The following is a 19,975-nucleotide window of genomic DNA, read 5'->3' as shown; positions in this document are numbered from 1 at the left end:
CCGCTAGTCCCTGATCCGGGTGAAGACCTGGTCGTACGGACCGCCCTTGCACGCGCTGCCCGAAACATCCTCCATCCCATGGCCCGAGATCGAGGTGATCGGGTCCGCCGCCGGCTTGGGCAGCGGGAACACGCCGGTCATCCGGACGCGACTGGTGCCACCGGCCGGGCAGGGGACGTCTTCTTCGGAGTTCTCCGTCCAGGCGTTGTTGGCGAAGATGAACAGTTGGTGGTCACTGAAATCGGTGAGGACAAACCGACTCAGGCATCGGTCACCGGCACGAAGGCAGAATGTGTCCACGCTGAAATCCTGGTCGCCCAGCTTGGGTTGCCCGGTTGCCGTGGTGACCCTGGAGCGATAGAAGCCGCGCAGTCCCAGAGCCGGGGACGCCACCCGCGCGGGCAGCGACGCCGGGTCGGGCAGGCCGGCGATGTCGGCGTCACCGGTCCGGCTGAACGTGACGCTGCGTTTGCTGTAGCACTTGACCGAGTCGTCGATCCATTCACCTGCCAGGCTGCCGTCCGGGCGTGGCAGCAGATAAACCCAATGCCATTCCTCGATGTCCTCGTTGCCGCATCTTTCGGTATCCAGCGCCACCGCGATCCAGCGCCCATTGATGTCATCGAACACCAAATTCGTTGGGTGCTTGAAGGATCCGGAGGTCCTGGTTCCGGTGGCCACACAGCCCTTTGCGCCACATTCCGACCGCAGCTTCCAGGTCTCCTGGCCGGGCGGCTCCATCCCCGACTCCGGCTTACCGTTCAAGCCGATGCTCGGGCCGAAACTGAGGGTGTAGGTGCCGGTGATCGGTCCGGAGTTTGCCGCCGCGGTGCTCGCAGTACCGGACTTGTCGCCGGGCAGCAAGGTGAACGCGGCGACCAGAGCGATCACCGCTATCACCGCTGCGATGCCGCCGGCCAACAGGAGGCGTCGACGTTTGGGGTTCGAGGATCGGTTCGAGGGTGAGCCGGAGGAGCCCGTCGGCCGGCCAGGGGCGGCGGGTGTCGGGGTGGGGCCGGGGGGCGGGCCGGCGGGCACATCCGCACCGCGCGGTGGCACGTACTGCCGGTACTGGGTCGCATCGGTGTTGGACACCGGCGCCGCGGGGTAGTAGTTGCGCGGCACACTCGCCTGCCCCGACACCACCTGGGTGTTGTGCTGGGTCGGCTCGGCACCGGGCGGGTAGCCGGGCGCCTTGGCCGGTTGACTGATCGCCGCCCGGGCCGCGGCCGCCATCTCAGTGGGGCTGGAATAGCGTTGGTCGGGATTCTTGGCCATCCCGATCGCGATCACACCGTCGAGTTGTATCGGCAGCCCTTTGCGAAAAGCTGAGGGGCGCGGCGTCGGCAAGCCGAGGTGGCCGCCGATCTGTTGTTCGATACTCGTTCCGGGGTACGGCTGACTGCCCGTCAGGCACTCGTGCAGCACGCAGGTGAGGGCGTAGATGTCGCTGCGCGGGTCCGCCTGGCCTTGACTCAGCCGTTCGGGGGCCATGTAAGCCCAAGTGCCAATCACGCTGCCGGTGTTGGTCATCCGGGATTCCCCGGCCGCGCTGGCGATGCCGAAGTCGATCAGATAGGCGAAATCGTTCGGCGTGACCAGGATGTTCGACGGCTTGACGTCGCGGTGCACGAGGCCGATCTGGTGCGCGTTGTGCAGCGCCGAGGCGATCTGTTCGATGATCGTCACCGCGCGTGCCGGATCCATCACGCCGTCGGCGATGATGCTCTGCAGATCACGACCGTTGATCAGGCGCATGTCGACATAAAGACGGCCGTCGATCTCACCGAAATGGTGAATCGGTATGACGTGCGGGTCGTTGAGCCCCGCCGCGGCCAGCGCCTCCCGTCGAAACCGCTGTACGAAACTCGGGTCGCTGGCCAGATTCGCCGTCAGCACCTTCACAGCGACCACACGCTGCGTTTCGGTGTCGAAGGCTCGCCAGACCTCGCCCATGCCACCGTGGCCAATCAGCTCGATCAGCCGATATCGGCCGAACGGCGTGCCTTCGTCGTCCACAACTCTCCCTGAAACCGAACGTCACGATCCTGCGAACAGATTGAAGCCGCAAAGTGAACCTACTGGACCGTTGCCGAGAGGACTCAGAGCATAGTCATATATTTCACACACGTGTCGCGGTCAGCCGCAAAGGGACTTGTTCGGCGCCGGGACCACCTGCAGGTGCCGTCTCGTGCGCCGGCGGCTGATCCGCTGGACCACCGCTGCGGACCGCAGGCCGGCGCGCTGCGGCGACGCCGACCAGTCCGCCAGGGAGACGGCCGCCGCGTTCCTGTGCTCCTCGTCGGAGCCGATGAAGTCGTCGATGAGGCTCGCCACGACCGCGGCGCATTCGGTGTGCGGATGGTGCGCCACGCCGGGGATGACGTGCATGCGGCTGTGCGGCATGGCCTGGTGGGCGGCGTAGGCGTGCTCGACCGGGATCACGGGGTCCTGGTCGCCGGTGATGATCAGCACCGGTTTGTCGGCGTTGCAGTGCAGGCGGTTCAGGGCGCAGACCGCTTGGCCGCGACGGTCGACGACGGCCCGCAACGTGCGCAGGAACGCCGCCCGGTTCTCCCGGTTCGCCAGCGCCGCGTGGGCTTCCCAGTGGTGGCTGAGGTCGGACTCGTCGCGGTTTGCCAGCCCTGAAATCGCCATACGCGCTTTGATCGCCGGCTTCGACGAAGCCAGCTGCAACAGGAATCCCGACCCGGGCAACGAAACCAGCCGCAACGTCCGGTTCACTTCGTTGCCGAGTCCACCGCTGCTGATCAGAATGAGCCGCTCGCAGTAGTCGCGGTGCTGATGCGCGAACTGCATGGCGATGCCGCCACCCAGCGAGTGGCCGACGACGGTGGCCCGGGGAATGCCAAGCGCGTCAAGGAAATCGCGCAACCAGACCGCGAAGGCCCCCAGCGAGTAGTCGCCGCGCGGCTTGGCGGTGTGACCGTGGCCCAGTAGGTCCGGCGCGATGACCCGGTACTTGCTGGCCATCGCCGGGATGATGTCGCGCCAGTTGTTCGAATTGCCACCCATGCCGTGGACCAACAACAGCACCTCACCGGCGCCTTCGTCGCGGTACGCGACACGCTCGCCATGCACATTGATCGTTCGGAGATTGGTCATTTCGGCCTGCTCGGTCACTTCGGTGTGGACGGATAATTCCTGGTGAAGTGAGTCTGTGACGGCGACCTTGTACGTTTCTTGCTTCCTTCTAAAAGAACCCTGGCCGATCCACTGCCGACAGCCGCGGCGTCGGTGCTCGCGGCCCGACCGCAGGCGTGGGTTTTATGTCTGGCGCCGGTAAACTTTGCCGCAGTCAGGGGTTCGCGGGGGAGGGCGAAGGGTGACCGATCAAGTCCTGCAAGCTGATCTGGACGCGCTGGCGCGGTTGCAGCCGCAGGTCGAACAGTTGGCCGGGGAAGTCACCCGAGCCGGTCATGGCGAGATCGCCGGCGGTGCGACGGCGGCGGAGGCTCCGTCATTGGCAGCTGCCCAGGATATGTCGGCCCGCACCGTGCCGGCGATGAAGGCGGCGGTGGCCGGTCGATTCACCAAAGTCGCGGACATGATCGAACTCGCGCGCCAGGGGTTCCTGGCCACCGAGGAACAACTCCTTACAGCGGTGAACGCGATGCCCAGCCTGCTGCCGCCCGGCAGGTAACGACCGCCTTGCCGACCAAGTCGCAGGTCTTGAACGCCGACCCGCACCAGGTCCTCGACCTGATCGACGGCTGGACGACGACCGTGGCGGCATTGGAGCAGCAGGCGGAAACCTACCTCGGTTATGTGCAGCGACCCGGGGGCTCGTCATGTGACGGGCGGACTGCTGAGGCGGCCAAGGAGCGGGCCCACCGGGACTACCAGGCAGTGGCCGGGGTGCGTGACGCCGTCGATGCCGCGGCCCGGCGCATCAGCAACCTGGTCAGTGCCAGCCTGATGCCCCCGCTGGCCACCGCCAAGCAGATCATCGCCAACGCCGAAACGCATGCCGGGGTGCAGGTCAATGAAGACCTGTCGATCACCTACACCCCGCCCGAGGGGACCGGCGAGGAAGCTGCCAAAGCAAACGCGGAAGCGGTTGCCGCCGCGGAGGCCGAACTCAAAGCCGAGGCGGCCAAGTGGTGGGCCGCCGAAAACGATGTCGCCGGCCAGATCCAGGAGGTACAACGCGCGATCGGCAATGGGCTCAACGTCGATGCTGCGCAAGACCTGCTGCCTGTCACGGGCCACGCCGCCGCAGGTCGGGCGACCGGTCAACGCCAGCCGCGCAACCTGACCGAGATGCTCGACCAGCTGTCGCAACCGGGTGCCGCCGCTCTTTTCCGAAATGGCCAGCCGGAGGATATCTCCCTGCTACCCGACATCGGTGAAGCCCTGTGACAGAAGGAGTTTGGCGGCGGATGCATCAAGGCGGTCCGGCCGCGGTCAGCGTGTCGGCGGCGCGAACCGACTCGGCCAGGGCGCCGTCTGCCGGCACCCGGCTGACCGCTTCGGACAGGGCAGTGCCCGCCGATTCCCCGCACAGTTCGAAATAGTCCAGGGCGCAACGTAATTCGAACAAGCGTGCACCCTGGCTGCGGGCCAATCGGAGGGCATCTTCGAGGTCGGCACGGCGAGCGGTGCGGTCGATATGGATGTGTGACCGGAGCCGCAACAGTTCGGCGTCGTAGAAGGTCATTTCGGTCTCCCGGGCCAGTGCGAGGGCGGCATCCAGCCGGGCCTCGGCGTGCTTTTGTTGCCCTGCGGCGCTCATCAGCCGGCCCAGCGCACCCTGGAAGAAGGTCAGGTAGACGTTGAGATCGGCAGCGCGCAGTTCGTCGACCCGGCCGGTGATCTCCGCGATCCGGTCGTCGAGCGCCGGCGACGGTCCTTGTGTTGCGAGTGCTGCCAATGCGTCTGCCACGGCTCGCTGGATGATGCCCCGCAGCCGCCATTGATCGAAGCCGTGCCGCTGGGCGTCCTCGACCATATCGACGGCCAGGGCCGAGGCCCGGTCCAGTTGGCCGGCCTCGATGCGCACCCAGATCTCGACGAAGCGCAAGTAGGCGAGGCTGTACGGCTCCTGCGGGAACCCGATGCCTTCGATCGATTGCGCGGCGCGCGCCAACTCTGCCTCCGCCGCGGGCAGGCTGCCCTGAATCAGGCGCACCAGAGCCAGGTGAATGCGGGCCGCGACGATCGGGTCTATCGGCAGGTAGCCGACCGTCTCCGTCTTGCGATTCTGGGTGGCGCCGGGGTCGGTGGCCAGTTCCAGTTTCGTTCGCGCTGTGACGAATTCGCCGCGCAGAAAGGCCAACACACCGGCCCAGGCGTCGGTTCGCGGCCACGCGCCGGGCTGCCATTGCTCGAGCGCGGCGCGTAGCAATTCGAGTGCTTTGGTCGCGCGGCTCAAGTCCGCGCGGCCGGTGTAGTACCCGGTCAGGACGCCCAGGGTGGAGAAGAGTTCCTCCGCGGTCGACGTTCGCCCCGCGACCGGCACGTCGGCGCCGATCAGTTCCAGGCAACGCTCCAGGTCAGGCGCGACGACGGGACTCGACGGACTTACGGCGCTACCGGTAAGGAAGCCCCGGCCCAGCCGGAATGCGATCTCCCGGCGGTCGCGTTCGGGGCTTGGTGGGCACAGGTCCAGTTGGGTCAGGGCGTGGCTGAGATGGGCACGCGCCTCGGACAGGGCGCCGCGCCGCCGTGCCGCCGCTGACGCATTCTGGTGAGCGGTCGCGGCGTCGTCGAATCGCTCGGCGTGCTTGTAGTGGTTGGCGACCAGGCCCCAGTCCGGCTCGCCACCGAAGCCGCAGAGGGCGTCGCCCACTCTGGCGTGCAGCTTGCGGCGCACGCTGGGTGGCGCCAGCTCCGTCGCGACCTCGCGCAGCAGTTCGTGGCGGAACCGCCAGCCGTGCGCGCTCCAGGGTTCGAGCACCCGCGCGTCGGCGAGCCGGTCGACGGCCTGTTGCAGGTCGCCCGCGTCCAGTTCGACGACGGCCCGTAGCAGGCCGGCATCGACATAGCGGCCGATGACCGCTGCCGCTTCGACCACCGGTACCACCTGGGCGCTCGCCCGAAGCCGGGCGAACAACGGCTCGTAGAGGGCCTCCGGAACGCCGACTTCGGTCATTCCGGCCACCACCTGCTCGAGGTAGAAAGGCACGCCGTCGCAACGGGTTCGGACGGTCGCCCGCTCTTGCGCAGTCAGCCCCGGATTCAGCGCGACGATCAGCTCGTCGGACTCCTGGTCGGTCAACGGCTTGAGGTCGAACACCTCTGCCCGCCAGCTGTCGGGCATCCATCCCTTGTCCCGCCCGGTGACGACGAGCAGCAGGCGACCCTGCGCCGCGTGCAGCAGCCCGCCAAGCATCTCGAGGCTGGTGGCATCGAACCAGTGCGCATCCTCGGCGATCAGCAAGCCGGGCGCACCGCCCAGGCAGGCCAACAGGTAGTCCTGCACCGCGTCGGTGATCAGGTCGTAGAGTTCGGGGCCTTCGTCGGGAACGGCCTCATAGCCGTGCCGGGCGGCAATGCTCAGCACCGGTGCGAGCAGTGGGATGAATCGAGCCGGATCCAAACCGACCCTGGCCAGCTCCGCGCCGAGGAGCCGCAGCCGGTCGGATCGATCCGTGAGATGATTTATCCCACAACGGCTTTCGAGCAAAGCGCGCACGGGATACAATCCGGCATCGGCGTGCAGGGGCGAGCCGGTCAGCTCGATCACCGTTGCGCCGGACCCGGCGACCAGGCCCTCGCCCGCCGCGACCAGCCGGCTCTTGCCGATGCCGGGTTCACCGCAGAACACCACCGGCGAGTTCGACTGTGCCGCCTGCGCCCGTGCCCAACCCTGCTGCAGGTGCTGCCATTCGCGCGACCGCCCGATCAATGGGCCCGACGCCACCTGGCTCGGTGAGGTGCGTTCGGCAAGCACCCGGTGGTGGTCGATCAGACCTTCGACGCCCTTCACCGGTGCAGCGGGGCGAGCCTCCAGCTCGAACGCGTCGTGCACCAGTCGTGCTACCGGGTCGGAGACGACCACCGCCCCCGGGGGTGCCAGGGCGCACACCCTGGCCGCCAGGTTGGCGCCCAGCCCGTACACGTCCGCCTGAGTGGTGTCCAGGTAGACGACTCCGCGATGCACCCCGACTCTGGCACTGATCTCGAATCCGAAGCGGGCCCTGGCCTTCGCGCTCAGCTTCGGCACGGCCCGGGAGATCTCCAAACCGGCCAGTACCGCCCGGCGCACGTCATCTTCGTGCGCAACCGGGTGACCGAACACCGCTAGCAAACCGTCGCCCGCGGTCGAGCCGATGTGGCCCCCGAACCGGTTCACGATCGCCAGCACCTCTTCGCGGTAGCGGCCGACCACGAGACGGTACGTCTCCGGCTCCACGCGGGTCGACAGCGCGGTGGAATCCACCAGATCGACGAAAAGTATTGTCAGCCGCCGGATCTCGCCGCCGTGAGCGGGGGCGGCGAGCAATTCCTCGGCGTCGGCATTGCCCTGGTCGGCCGCCAGCACCCGCCCCGCCAATGTCGTCGCCGCGACATGATCGCCACTGCCCAGCGCCGCCACCGCCCGGTCCAGTAGCGAGTCGACCGATGCCGCGCCGTCCCGATCGTCCACGTCGTGTCACCCCTGACGAGATAACGCCGGTTATCCGCATTCATCTTCGTCCTCGTGAGGCCACGCAGCAAACCCCAAAACAGAGAAACTCGGAGCCCCCCGGTCAAACGGAGGACACGTGAGATCGGACGGCCACGCGGGCATTTCGGATGATTCAGGCGAAGTCGGGATTCCGCACCCCGCACAGCGATATGATTCGCTCCTGCCCAAGGGTCGACGGTGACCCGGGCATCTCCCGGGTTGTCCTGGCTTATTGGGTCATGATCCAGTGGGAGGTGTCCGATGTCGTTTGTGATCGCCGTGCCGGACCTAATGGCGGCAGTGGCCACGGATTTGGCGGGTATCGGTTCGACGATCGGGGCGGCCAACGCCGCGGCGGCGGGCAACATCGAGGCGGTGCTGGCCGCGGGCGCTGATGAGGTGTCGGCGGCGGTGGCGGCGGTGTTCAGCAGTTACGCCCAGTCCTATCAGGCGGTGAGTGCGCAGGCTGCGGTCTTTCATGGCCAGTTTGTGCAGGCCCTGACCGCGGGTGCGGGGTCCTATGCCGGCGCCGAGGCCGCCAGCGCCGAGTCAATAACCAGTCCGCTACTGAACCTGATCAACGCGCCCTTCCTGGCGGCTACCGGGCGTCCGCTGATCGGCAACGGCGCCAACGCGGCGGCGGGGTCCGGGGCCGCGGGCGGGGCCGGCGGATGGTTGTACGGCAACGGTGGCGCGGGCGGGTCCGGCACGGTTGGCGGTGCCGGGGGGGCCGCCGGGCTGTTTGGCAACGGCGGCGCCGGCGGCTCCGCCCTCGTCGGCGGCGGGGCCGGCGGGGCGGGCGGTGCGGGCGGGTTGTTGTTCGGCATCGGCGGCGCCGGCGGCACCGGCGCCATCAACGTCGGGCTCGGCGGCGTGGGCGGGGCCGGCGGGGTCGGCGGGCTGTTCGGCATGGGCGGGCCCGGTGGGGCCGGCGGACTCAGCCAGTTAGCGGGCACCGGCGGCACCGGCGGGGCCGGCGGCGCCGGCTTGCTGTTCGGCAACGGCGGGGCCGGCGGAGCCGGCGGCAACAACGCTTCGGGCGGCATTGGCGGGGCCGGCGGGGCCGGTGGGAATGCCGGCATCCTGTTCGGCTCCGGCGGCGGCGGCGGGGTCGGCGGGCTCGCCACCGGCGTCGGGGCCATCGGCGGCGCCGGCGGGGCCGGCGGCAACGCCGGCCTCCTCTCCGGCGATGGCGGCGCCGGCGGCACCGGCGGGTTCGGAGTCGCTACCAGTGGGGCCGGCGGCACCGGCGGCAAGGCCGGGCTGTTCGGCGACGGCGGTGGCGGCGGCGCCGGCGGCGAGAGCTTTGGGACCGGCGGTACCGGCGGGGCCGGCGGCGACGCCGTGCTGATCGGCAACGGCGGTAACGCCGGTAAGGGTGGGGTTGGCTTCACGCCGGGCACCGGTGGCACCCCCGGCGCCGGAGGGCTGCTGTTCGGCCTGGACGGGTTGACGTAGCCGGCGAACAGCGGCCCTTCGGCATCAACTGACTTCACGGCCTGAACCGCTCCTCGACCACGGTTAGCTCCCTCATCGAGGGAGGGTCAAGCAACAACCGAAACATCTGTCAAGCATCAGCCGAAATACTGTCAGGCTCGCGGGAAGCGGATTTGTCAAGCATGAGTGGAGGTCATACATAAAGGTTGAGCCCCCTGTCAGGATTGAACTGACGACCGCTCGCTTACAAGGCGAGTGCTCTACCACTGAGCTAAGGAGGCCGGTGAAACCGGTGCCAGCCTAACTGGTCACGGCTCGCCTTCGACGATGCGTTGCGAGCGCACCGGCCGCGACGACGAACGCGGCCGCCGCCCCGGCAACGGAATGCGGTCGGCGATGTTGCTCAGCGGATTGACCACCATGGTCAGCGAGATGACCGCGTCCTGCAGGGTGGCGATCGCGGGTTCCAGCGCTTCCATGCCGGGGGCCAGGCGCGCCAGCGTGTCGGCCACGTCGGCGAGCTGTTCCAGCGGCCCGTTCTTGGCCGTCAGCTTGTCGATCAGTCCGCCCTCGGCCAGGAGCTTGTCGGCCAGCCCGTCCTCGGCCAGCACCCGCTCGATCATGCCGTCGGCCGCCAGCAGCTGATCGGCCAGACCTCCGGGCTGCAGGGCGCGCTGCAGGCCGCCGCCCTCGGCGGTCAGCCGGTCGATCAGCCCTCCCTCGGCGGTCAGCAGATCCACCACCCCGCCCGGGCGCAGCATCCGGTCCATCGGCCCGTTCGGCGCCACCGCGCGGCCCAGTGGCATGTCGTCGTCCAGCAGCCGCGCCAGGCGGTTGGCCCGTGCCAGTGCGTCGTCGATCCCCAGCATGTTGGCCATCGCGTTGGAGCCGCTGGGACCACTGGCGTCGCCCAGTGCCTGCTTGGCCAGGGCCACCGCGGCGCCGGCGAGATTGAGGCTGGCCTCCGCGGCGGCAAGACCGGTGCGCGCCGGAGCGGTCGCAAGGGCCACGATGGTTCTGCCGAGGTTCATTCTGCGAGTCTATTCGCGACCGATGGCGGGACAACACCGCGCGGATACCAGCCGATACGGCGGCTCCTGGCAGACTGCTAGCAGATTACTTGCAACGACCTTTCAGGAAGTTTTCAATGAATTTGAAGCTAGTACTCAAGTTCGGGTTGGGGGACTGACGATGACAGTGGGACACCCCGGAGAAACCACACCACCAGAGGCGCGCATCCTCGTCGTCGACGACGAGGCCAACATCGTCGAGCTGCTCTCGGTGAGCCTGAAATTCCAGGGGTTCGAGGTCATCACCGCCAGCAATGGGACACAGGCGCTCGACCGCGCCCGCGAAGCCCGGCCGGATGCGGTGATCCTCGACGTGATGATGCCCGGAATGGACGGTTTCGGCGTGTTGCGCCGGCTGCGGGCCGACGGCATCGACGCCCCGGCGCTGTTCTTGACCGCCCGGGACTCGTTGCAGGACAAGATCGCCGGCCTGACCCTCGGTGGCGACGATTATGTGACGAAGCCGTTCAGTCTCGAAGAGGTCGTTGCCCGGTTGCGGGTGATCCTGCGGCGGGCCGGAAAGGGCAGCAGCAACGAACCCCGCAATTCCCGGTTGACGTTCGCCGACATCGAACTCGACGAGGAAACCCACGAGGTGTGGAAAGCCGGCCAGCCGGTGTCCTTGTCGCCCACCGAATTCACGCTCCTGCGCTACTTCGTGATCAACGCCGGCACCGTGTTGAGCAAGCCGAAAATTCTCGACCACGTCTGGCGCTACGACTTCGGCGGAGACGTCAACGTGGTGGAGTCCTACGTCTCATACCTGCGCCGCAAGATCGACACCGGGGAGAAGCGGCTGCTGCACACCCTGCGCGGCGTGGGCTACGTGCTGCGCGAACCACGCTGAGCATGTCCGCCCAGTACCGCCGGGGAGTGCCTCTACGGTTAAGCCTGGTAGCCGCCACGCTGGTGCTGGTGTTGTGTGGGCTGCTCGGCTCGGGTGTGGCCGTCACGTCGATCTTGCGGCACAGCCTGATCAGCCGGATCGATTCGACGCTGATGGACGCCACCCGCACCTGGGCGCAGGCTCCGTGGCGGCACACCACTGCCAACGGTCAGGGCTTTGATCCTGCCCGGCCCCCGTCGAAGTTCTACGTGCGCGCGATCAGCCCCGACGGCCACACCATGACGGCCATCAACGACCGCAACGCCGAACCCGCGCTGCCCCCCGACAACGACGTCGGTCCCAATCCGACGACGCTGCGGTCGGTCAGTGACTCGGACATCCGGTGGCGCGCGGTCACGGTCCGCGGACCGCAGGGTGGCCTGACCACGGTGGCCATCGACCTGTCCGATGTCGACCACACGGTCAGGTCGCTGGTCTGGTTGCAGGCCGGCATCGGCACCGCGGTGCTGGTGGTGGTCGGGATCGCCGGCTTCGTGGTGGTGCATCGCAGCCTGCGGCCGCTGGCCGAAGTCGAGCAGACCGCTGCCGCGATCGCCGCGGGCCAGCTGGACCGCCGCGTCACCGAGCGCGACCCGCGCACCGAGGTGGGACGACTTTCCCTGGCGCTCAACGGAATGCTGTCTCAGATCCAGTCGGCGTTAGCCGCCTCGGAGTCGTCGGCGGAAACCGCAAGAAACTCAGAAGAACGGATGCGCCGGTTCATCACCGACGCCAGCCATGAATTGCGCACCCCGTTGACCACCATCCGCGGCTTCGCCGAGTTGTACCGCCAGGGCGCCGCGCGGGACGTCTCGATGCTGCTCTCGCGGATCGAAAGCGAGGCCAGCCGGATGGGGTTGCTCGTCGAAGATCTGCTGCTGTTGGCGCGCCTGGATGTGCAGCGGCCCCTGGAGCACAACCGGGTGGACCTGCTGGCACTGGCCAGTGATGCCGTGCACGACGGTCGCGCCATGGATCCCAACCGCACCATCACGTTGGAGGTGTTCGACGGGCCCGGCACCCCGGAGGTGCTGGGCGACGAACCGCGGCTGCGTCAGGTGCTGAGCAACCTCCTCGCGAACGCGATCCAGCACACCCCGGTGACCGCTGACGTCACCATCCGGGTCGGCACCGACCGCGACGACGCGGTCCTCGAGATCGTCGACAAGGGCCCGGGCATGAGTCAGGAGGACGCGGACCGGATCTTCGAGCGCTTCTACCGCACCGATTCGTCGCGGGCGCGAGCGAGCGGCGGCACCGGGTTGGGTTTGTCGATCGTCGACTCGCTGGTGAAAGCGCACGGCGGCACCGTCACGGTGACCACCGCGCCGGGCGAGGGGTGCTGCTTCCGGGTGGCACTACCCCGGGTCAGTGACGTGCCCGCCCCGGTCGGCTGAGCGACCTGGCCAGCCTGCGCCGGCTGCCTTGAGCCTGCGCTAGGGGTGACGACACGCCGCACACCGGTGCCCTGGATGCAGATTCATCGTGGCCAGAGCCGCTATGCCAACTCGGCCAGCGCCGCCTTGATCTTGGCCTGCGCCTCGTCCAACGATTCGGGTGACGGGTTGCGGTCGACGTGGGCGAACCCGAAGTCGCTGAGGTTGCGGGCGGGAAACACGTGGACATGCAGGTGCGGCACCTCCAGGCCGGCGATGATCACCCCTGCGCGGTCAGCCGAGAACGCCTTCGTCACGGCTTTGCCGATTAGCTGGCAAACCTCCATGACGCGGGCGAAAGCCGGGCCGTCCACGTTCTGCCATTGATCGATCTCGGCGCGCGGCACCACCAGCGTGTGGCCTTGGGTCATTGGCTCGATCGTCAGGAATGCGACGACGTCGTCATCCTCGTAGACGAAACGGCCGGGGATTTCTCGGTTGATGATCTTGGTGAAGATCGACGCCATTGCCTCAGCATATGTTCGGCCCGCGAAATAAGGTCATCCGCATGCAGGTCCGGATTGGGCGACGCGAGATGCTCGCACTGGCCGCCGCCGCATCCCTGAGCGCGGCGCTGCCGGCGTGCGCCACCGAAGCGGAAGAGCCTTACGAACTCACCGCCTACGGCTACGATCCCGACGTTCCGGAACCGGGCAGCCCCGAGATCCCCAAGCCGCTGGACATGCTGCCTTCGGCGGCGTCGGTCAACACGGACTGGTTGCCGCCGGTGGGCAGGCAGACCATGCCGAACTGCTTCGTGTGGGCCACCGTCTACGGTCTCGCGACGTTCCATGCCGCCCGCACCAGCAACACGCCGCCGAGCACCCCGGCTCGACTGGCCGGTCCGGACTACGCCTACATCCGCTACCAACTCGCCCACAAGCTCACCGAGAACACCTGCCAGGGCGGTCAGATCGTCAAGTGCCTGAACTGGTTGCGGGCCAACGGCGGAACGCCGTCGTTGGCCACGGCACCCAACATCGGCAGGCGCAAGTCCAGCTCATCGTGTGAAGCCAACTGGGCCGAGTACGGTGCACGCATCATCGACCCGGACCCGATCTTTCGCATCCCCGAGCACAAGATGACCAGAATCACCGGTCCGGACGGCCTGAACCACCTGCGAACCGTCATCGCCAAAGGCATGCCCGTCGCCTTCGGCGTCAACCTCTACAGCGACTTTCCGCACTATCGCGGCGCGCCGTCTCCTTACGCCGGCAACGGGCAGTGGATGCACAACGCGTCCGGCAAGAAGGTCGGCCACGTGATGGTGATCACCGCATACGACGACGCCAGGGGCGCCGGCGCGGTACGAATCCAGAACAGCTTCGGAAGGCGCTGGGGCGAGCGAGGATTCATGTGGATGGCCTATGACACGCTGGAGAAGATGGCACAGGGGATCGGGGTGTACATACCTCAGCCCGGGTAGCGCCGCGAACCGGTGCGGCCGAATCGTTAACGCACCGTTGCCGTGTCGTTCTCAGCGATCGCCACAATCCCAGGTGACCCAATCTACGGGAGGGGACCTTGGTGCGGTGTCCCAAAGCGCTGCTGGCGATTCCACTGGCGGTGCTGACGGCATGCGCGGTGTCCGTACTCCCCGCGATCGCGCCGGCCCGGGCCGCCGACGCGTTCGGTCCGCTGGGGCCGCCGAACCCCTACATGGCGCCCAACGGCCTGGCCTCCATGCACAACGACGCCGGATCGGCCGACGCCGGACCGCTGCCCGGCCCCGGCGCCCGCCTGGTGCCGATCTTCGCGTTTCCGCTGCTGGCCGCCTGTCCGACGATCACCCAGGGCACCGACGGTCTGGTGCTGGCGTTGTGCACCACGATCACCGCACAAGCTCCGGTGGTGCACCTGATCGATCCCGGCGGCATCCTGCCGCAGGTCGTTCCGCTGGCGAGCATGGATATCACCAAAGGCGGCCTGCTCGGCGGCGTCTACGCCTACCTGGACAACAACAATCAGCTGGTGCTGATCGACGGCGCGAACCGGCTGCTGCGCATCGCGCACACCAGGGACGAACGGGGCCGCTGGCAGCTGGCCGTCACCCAGACCACCGACCTGTCCGGTGTCATACCGCCCGGTGACAGCTCGGTCGGCGTCGTTCCGGACTACCAGGGCAATGTCTGGTTCGCCACCGGCGGGGGCGTGGTGGGGGTAGCCAAAGCCGCCGGCGGCGTCGCCAGTTTGCAGCTGCCCGCCGGACAGCAAGTGGCCAACAGCATCTCGGCGTCGCCACTGAACCGCGTCGCGGTCGCCACCACCTTCGCCCTCTACGAGATCAACCTCGACGGCGGCGGCAACCCGCAGGTCTTGTGGAGCCAGAACTACGATCGTGGACCGGCCCGCAAGCCGGGCCAGTTGAGCTGGGGAACCGGTTCCACCCCAACGTATTTCGGGCCCACCGGCGCCGACTACGTGACGATCGTCGACAACGCCGAGCCGCAGGTGCACGCGATGGTCTACCAGTCCGGGACCGGCAACATCGTGTGCCAGCAGACAGTTCTGACCCTGGGCGGGCCGGGCAGTGAGAACTCGCCGATCGGGGCGGGCAACTCGATGTTCATCGCCAGCACCTACGGCTATCCGTATCCGGCGGTCCCGCCGGGTGCGGGCCCGGCGGTGCCGCCGACCGCGCCGTTCGTCGGCGGGATGACCCGGGTCGACATGGACAGCCCCGGCCCGGGGTGTCACACGGTGTGGGAGAGCAAGGTTCGCAGTGCCGCGCTGCCTCATCTGTCCACCGGCGACGGACTGATCTATACCATCACGCGCATAGGGTTCGACCAGACCACACCGGCGGATCTCTTCGCCTATGCCGTCATCGACCCGACCACCGGGAAACTGCTACACCAGCAACCGAAGTCGGCCACCCTGCTCAGCGACCCGATTCAAACCGCGTCCATGGTGCTGATGGGCAACAAGATCATGCAGGGCAACATCACCGGGATCGGCCGCATCGGCTGATTGCCGAGCAGACGCAAAAACCCCTGAAAACCGTGCTGTTTCGGGGCTTTTGCGTCTGCTCGCGCGGGGTCACTCCTGCCCGAACTTCATCATCTCGAGGTTCCAATAGCCACGCATGCTGTTGATGAGCCCCTCGTCGTTGACGCGGTAGGTGAATACGCCGCGCACTTCGCTGGTGAAACCTCCCTCAAAATGGCTGTGCAGCAACAGAATATGAGCCACCTCATTCGGTGAGCTGGACGGGAAGGTCTCCTCGCAGGTGATGGTCAACTGGTTGGCGGCGATGTTGGTGTCGTAGAACGTGGCCACGCCGTCTTTGCCCTTCACCCCGGTGCCGTCCGGATTGGTGACGGACTTGCCGATCGGGTCCTCGACCACGACGTCGTCGGCCATCAGCGCCAGCCAGCCCTCGCGATCGTGGGCTTGCACGCAGCGCCAAGACGACTGAGACGCGGTCAGGGCCGGGGATTGAGCGGTTTGGGTCATTGCGGCTTTCTCCTTTAGATTGCACATGCGGCGCGGGCGCCGTCTTCGGTGGCCTTGCGGATCAGGCCCAGACCGGTGCAGTCGCCCGCGGCGTGCACCGGGGTGCCGGGCAGTGCGTCCACCAACGCGTTGAACAGGCCGGTGTCCGGCTCGAGGGTGCCGGCGATCACCACGCTGTCGGCGGCTATTTCTCGGGTGGCACCGCCGGCCGGTGTGAACACCACCGCGCCGCAGGTGATTCGCTCGACCACGGCGCGGACGTGGACGGCGACGCCGAAGCGGTCGAGTCGATCGGTGTGTTCGGTCTTGCGTTTATTGCCGATCTCCGGGGCGATGTCCTTGCCGCCCTCGAGGATCGAGACGAAGCGGCCTCGTGCTGCCAGGAATTCGGCCAGTTCGAGTGCTGCCAGATCGCCGCCAATGATGGTGACCCGGCGGCCGAAGGGCATCCAGGCGAAGCTGGCCATGCGCACCGCGGCCGGACGCAGAAACCGTCGGCCGTCCAGCATCTTCCGCAGACCGGGTCCGGTGAGCACGTGCGGCAGGTCGGCTCCCGGAATCGCTGGCACCGCGACGCGGCCTCCGGTGGCCACCACCACCGCGTCGGGCGCCGCCGCGACGACATGATGTACCGAAATCGCATGGCCGAGAATAACTTCGGTGCTGCCGAGGGCTACCTCCTGCCGCAGGTAGCGCAGAAACGGCTGATTCTCGGGATGCAGTATGCTTGCCCAGCGCAGTGCGCCGCCCAGCGCCCGGCCACGCTCGAAAAGTGTCACGCGATGCCCGCGTTCGGCGGCCACCCGCGCCGCTTCCAGCCCGGCCGGGCCGCCTCCGATCACCAGCACACGTTTGGCCCGCACAACAGCGGGCGCCGCCAGCGCGCGTTCCTTTCCGGTGCGCGGATTCACCGCGCAGTCCACCGAGAAGCGTTGTTCCATTGCGTCGATGCAGTTTTCGCAGGAGATACACTTGCGGATCCGGTGTGCCTGCCCCCGGCTCAGTTTGTTCGGCAGTGCGGCATCAGCGAGCAGCGGACGACCCATCGCGATGAAGTCGGCGCGCCCGTCGGCCAGGATCGTTTCGGCACGGACCGGGTCGTGGATGCGCCCGACGGCGATCACCGGCACGTCGACAACCTGCTTGACCGCGGTTGCGGCGCCCACGTTCAGTTCGTCGCCGGCGTCGGCGCCGTTGACCATGCCCGTCACGAGGCGGTCGATCACACCGCCGCTGACGTGGAACGCATCGACCCCGGCGGCCACGAGTTCGGGCGCCGTTCCTGCGGTTTCGTAGATCGGACGGCCTCCGGCGACGCGTTCGTATCCCGAGATGCGCAAGGTGATCGGCAGCGCGTCGCCGACCTCGGATCGGATCGCGGCCAGAGCTTCCAGCACCACTCGCAACCTGCCGCGCGCGGTGTGGCCGCTATAGCAGTCGGTGCGCCGATTGCGTTGTGGCGCAAGGAAAGAACCGAGCAGCATGTAGCCGTGAGCGGCGTGCAGCTCGATGCCGTCGTAACCCGCTTCGGCGGCCCGGCGCGCCGCCGCCCTGAACAAGTCGAGCACCTCGGCCAGTTGGGCGGCGGTGATCTCCTGCGACGGGCGGCCGGTCAGATAGGACGGAATCACCGACGGTCCCAAAGACGCGACACCGAACATCTCCGGCCCCAGCCCGTCCGGCCCGGCGTGCACGAGCTGCGGCTGGATCTTGGCGCCGTGCTCGTGCACCTCCGCCACCAGCGCCCGGTGTGCGCCGACGGCGGCATCGCTACCAATGTGCAACCCACCGGGGCTCTCGGGGTGCTGCGGGTCGACGCCGGTGGCGCCCAACGTGATCAGACCGACGCCGCCCCTGGCGCGCGCGGTGAAATAGTCTCGGGTGCGCTCGGACGGCAGTCCGTCCGGGGTGCCGTACATCGTCTCCATCGGAGCCATGACGATCCGGTTGCGCACCGTCATGGCGCCGATTCGTCCCGGCGCCAACAGGTGCGGAAATCCGGTCACTCAGGACCAGGGTTACCGATCAGCGTCCGTGTAGCGGATGACGCCGCGAATGTTCTTGCCGTCCAACATGTCCTGGTAGCCCTCGTTGATCTGCTCGAGGCGGTACTGGGTGGTGACCATGTCGTCCAGGTTCAGCTTGCCGGCCTTGTACATCGACAGCAGCTGTGGGATGTCGTACTGCGGGTTGCCGCCGCCAAAGATGGTGCCCTGCAGGTTCTTCTGCATCAGCGTCAACATCGCCAGGTTGATGTTGACGTTGGTGTCGAGCAGGCTGCCGATGGCGGTCAACACGCAGGTGCCGCCCTTCTGGGTGATGTTGAGGTAGGTGTCGACGTCGGCGCCGTGCAGTTCGCCGACGGTGACAATCACCTTGTGGGCCATCAGGCCGTAGGTGACCTCCATGATGCCCATCAGCGCGGCATTGATGTCGGGATAGACGTGGGTGGCGCCGAACTTCAGCGCCTGGTCGCGCTTCCACTCCACCGGGTCGATGGCGAAGATGTAGCGGGCGCCCGCGGCGACGGCGCCCTGCAGGGCCGCCATGCCGACCCCGCCGACCCCGACGATCGCGACGTCCTGGCCCGGCCGGATGTCGGCGGTGCGGACCGCCGAACCGTAGCCGGTGGTGACGCCGCAGCCCACCAGCGCGGCCACCTCGAACGGGACGGACGGGTCGATCTTCACCACCGAGCTGCGGTGTACGACCATGTACGGCGAGAACGTGCCGAGCAGCGTCATCGGGAAGACGTTCTGGCCGCGGGCCTGGATACGGAAGGTGCCATCGCTCACGGCGGCACCGGCCAGCAGCCCGGCGCCCAGGTCACACAGATTGCGCATGCCGGATTGACAGGTCGGGCACTGCCCGCAGGACGGGATGAAGGACAACACCACGTGGTCGCCCGGCGCGATGTCCTCCACGCCGGGGCCGACCTCGGTGACGATGCCGGCGCCCTCGTGGCCACCGAGCACAGGGAAGCCGGCCATCGGAATGCCGCCGGTCACCAGGTGGTGATCTGAGTGGCACATGCCGGCCGCTTCCATCTGGATCTTGACCTCGTCTTTGACGGGGTCGCCGATCTCGATCTCCTCGATGGACCACGGCTGGTTGAATTCCCAGATCAGTGCGCCTTTTGTCTTCACGGTGGACCTGACCCCATTTCGCCTTTGAATTGAGAGTGCCTGGCCCCATCATGCCCGGCACGTGGTGATGAGTGCCACAGAGCACTCGTGATTGGCAGCATAGCGCGTATAACAAATCAAATGCTTGGTTGGGTGTTGCTGACCGGGAAAACGGCTTACCAGAGCGGTGCGGGAGCCTCACCCAGCGGGTAGTAACCGGGCAACTTCTCGCCGGCCAGGCTGCGCTCGATGCGCTTCTGCATGCCCGGGGACAGCTTTCCGGCCTTCATCAGGTCCAGGTACAGCGCCTGCACGTGGCCGAAGTCGAAGAAGTCGCGCTGCCACTCGATCTTGGCGTCGGCGTTGAGCCGAAACCAGCTGCCGCCGATGCCGTAGATCTCAGAGCGCCCGCCGTCGGAGTCGATCGCGACCTGCTTCCAGAACCCGACGATCTCGCCCTGCTTGTCGTCGATGACGACCTTCTGGTACGGGTACTGCCAGTTCTCCAGCCCCTGCATCTCCAGGCCCAGGGCGATGTCGCGGATCTCGTCGATGCCGACGCACATCACGTCCTCTTTGGGCCCGATGTTCCAGCCATAGGTCGCGTCAGCCGCGTAGAAGTCGGCGAGCGGCTTCCAATCGCTGTTGCGCTCGGCCTCCCGGTTCACTTCCAGCCAGCGCTCGACCCAGTCTTCCAGTACCTCGCGGGAGTGTGACGCCATCAGCTTTCCTTCTCCTTGATGAGCAGAGCTTGGGTAGGGCACGATTCGACGGCCCGCTCGACCTCGTCGCGGGCGTCCTCGGGCGGCTCCGGGTCGAGGATCTCGACCTTGCCGCGCTTGGGGACCCGGAAGAAATCCGGAGCCTCCAGCTCACACATCGCGTGGCCCTGGCACAGGTCCAGCTCCGCTTCGATCCTGAATCCCATTGCG

The 19,975-nt window shown here is 67.5% G+C and carries 16 protein-coding genes, 1 tRNA gene and 1 pseudogene; 7 read left to right on the top strand and 11 right to left on the bottom strand.

What is annotated here, in order from left to right; genetic code table 11:
* Positions 1-3: 3 nt before the first annotated feature.
* Together AC5Y7D_RS13020 and AC5Y7D_RS13015 are read right to left on the bottom strand one after the other, a co-directional pair.
* Positions 4-2,019, bottom strand: a complete 2,016-nt coding sequence (locus AC5Y7D_RS13020) for a serine/threonine-protein kinase (RefSeq protein WP_499924406.1) — start codon at positions 2,017-2,019, stop codon at positions 4-6.
* 120 nt (positions 2,020-2,139) lie between these two features.
* Complete coding sequence (locus AC5Y7D_RS13015) at positions 2,140-3,126, bottom strand: alpha/beta fold hydrolase (RefSeq protein WP_499924405.1); 987 nt, start codon at positions 3,124-3,126, stop codon at positions 2,140-2,142.
* 220 nt (positions 3,127-3,346) lie between these two features.
* Here AC5Y7D_RS13015 and AC5Y7D_RS13010 point away from each other — a divergent pair, with 220 nt between their 5' ends.
* Complete coding sequence (locus AC5Y7D_RS13010) at positions 3,347-3,664, top strand: hypothetical protein (protein WP_499924403.1); 318 nt, start codon at positions 3,347-3,349, stop codon at positions 3,662-3,664.
* An 8-nt stretch (positions 3,665-3,672) separates the two neighbouring features.
* Positions 3,673-4,383, top strand: coding sequence for a hypothetical protein (locus AC5Y7D_RS13005; protein WP_499924402.1), 711 nt, complete (start codon positions 3,673-3,675; stop codon positions 4,381-4,383).
* Between the two features lie 25 nt (positions 4,384-4,408).
* On the opposite strand, the gene AC5Y7D_RS13000 is transcribed toward AC5Y7D_RS13005, so the two are convergent.
* On the bottom strand, positions 4,409-7,612 hold the full coding sequence (locus AC5Y7D_RS13000; RefSeq protein WP_499924401.1) for an adenylate/guanylate cyclase domain-containing protein: 3,204 nt from the start codon (positions 7,610-7,612) through the stop codon (positions 4,409-4,411).
* 282 nt (positions 7,613-7,894) lie between these two features.
* Here AC5Y7D_RS13000 and AC5Y7D_RS12995 point away from each other — a divergent pair.
* Positions 7,895-8,425, top strand: a pseudogene (locus AC5Y7D_RS12995) (PE family protein); the annotation flags it as partial.
* Positions 8,426-9,279: 854 nt separating this feature from the next.
* On the opposite strand, the gene AC5Y7D_RS12990 reads toward AC5Y7D_RS12995, so the two are convergent.
* Positions 9,280-9,351, bottom strand: a tRNA-Thr gene (locus tag AC5Y7D_RS12990).
* Positions 9,352-9,378: 27 nt separating this feature from the next.
* Positions 9,379-10,101, bottom strand: coding sequence for a hypothetical protein (locus AC5Y7D_RS12985; protein ID WP_499924400.1), 723 nt, complete (start codon positions 10,099-10,101; stop codon positions 9,379-9,381).
* Positions 10,102-10,261: 160 nt separating this feature from the next.
* Between AC5Y7D_RS12985 and phoP the strand changes: the two genes are divergently transcribed.
* Together phoP and AC5Y7D_RS12975 are read left to right on the top strand one after the other, a co-directional pair.
* Positions 10,262-10,987, top strand: a complete 726-nt coding sequence (gene phoP, locus AC5Y7D_RS12980; protein WP_499924399.1) for a two-component system response regulator PhoP — start codon at positions 10,262-10,264, stop codon at positions 10,985-10,987.
* 2 nt (positions 10,988-10,989) lie between these two features.
* Positions 10,990-12,423: a sensor histidine kinase gene (locus AC5Y7D_RS12975; protein ID WP_499924398.1), complete on the top strand. Its 1,434-nt coding sequence runs from the start codon at positions 10,990-10,992 to the stop codon at positions 12,421-12,423.
* 101 nt (positions 12,424-12,524) lie between these two features.
* Here AC5Y7D_RS12975 and AC5Y7D_RS12970 read toward each other — a convergent pair whose 3' ends face one another.
* On the bottom strand, positions 12,525-12,929 hold the full coding sequence (locus tag AC5Y7D_RS12970; RefSeq protein ID WP_499924396.1) for an HIT family protein: 405 nt from the start codon (positions 12,927-12,929) through the stop codon (positions 12,525-12,527).
* Between the two features lie 41 nt (positions 12,930-12,970).
* Here AC5Y7D_RS12970 and AC5Y7D_RS12965 point away from each other — a divergent pair, with 41 nt between their 5' ends.
* Together AC5Y7D_RS12965 and AC5Y7D_RS12960 are read left to right on the top strand one after the other, a co-directional pair.
* Entirely contained in the window at positions 12,971-13,888 is a 918-nt protein-coding gene (locus AC5Y7D_RS12965) for a C1 family peptidase (RefSeq protein ID WP_499924395.1), read from the top strand.
* A gap of 101 nt (positions 13,889-13,989) precedes the next feature.
* The gene (locus tag AC5Y7D_RS12960; RefSeq protein WP_499924393.1) at positions 13,990-15,432 is read left to right on the top strand and encodes a hypothetical protein; all 1,443 of its coding nucleotides are present in this window, start codon (positions 13,990-13,992) and stop codon (positions 15,430-15,432) included.
* 69 nt (positions 15,433-15,501) lie between these two features.
* Here AC5Y7D_RS12960 and AC5Y7D_RS12955 read toward each other — a convergent pair whose 3' ends face one another.
* The 5 genes from AC5Y7D_RS12955 to fdx all read right to left on the bottom strand — a co-directional run bounded on the left by AC5Y7D_RS12955 (position 15,502) and on the right by fdx (position 19,971).
* Positions 15,502-15,918 carry a ketosteroid isomerase family protein gene (locus AC5Y7D_RS12955; RefSeq protein WP_499924392.1) on the bottom strand — a complete coding sequence of 139 codons (417 nt, stop codon included), beginning with the start codon at positions 15,916-15,918 and terminating at the stop codon, positions 15,502-15,504.
* Between the two features lie 14 nt (positions 15,919-15,932).
* Positions 15,933-17,924, bottom strand: coding sequence for an FAD-dependent oxidoreductase (locus AC5Y7D_RS12950; protein WP_499924391.1), 1,992 nt, complete (start codon positions 17,922-17,924; stop codon positions 15,933-15,935).
* 12 nt (positions 17,925-17,936) lie between these two features.
* A complete protein-coding gene (locus tag AC5Y7D_RS12945; RefSeq protein WP_499924390.1) occupies positions 17,937-19,064 on the bottom strand; it encodes an NDMA-dependent alcohol dehydrogenase in 1,128 nt (375 codons plus the stop codon).
* Between the two features lie 155 nt (positions 19,065-19,219).
* Positions 19,220-19,765, bottom strand: a complete 546-nt coding sequence (locus AC5Y7D_RS12940; RefSeq protein ID WP_499924389.1) for a nuclear transport factor 2 family protein — start codon at positions 19,763-19,765, stop codon at positions 19,220-19,222.
* The gene (gene fdx, locus AC5Y7D_RS12935; protein WP_499924388.1) at positions 19,765-19,971 is read right to left on the bottom strand and encodes a ferredoxin Fdx; all 207 of its coding nucleotides are present in this window, start codon (positions 19,969-19,971) and stop codon (positions 19,765-19,767) included. The genes AC5Y7D_RS12940 and fdx overlap by 1 nt, the downstream gene beginning before the upstream one ends.
* Positions 19,972-19,975 lie beyond the last annotated feature (4 nt).

The organism is Mycobacterium sp. NGS49 (genome assembly GCF_059812565.1).
The sequence above is the reverse complement of the archived record's forward strand: the minus strand, read 5'-3'. Positions and strand labels throughout refer to the sequence as shown.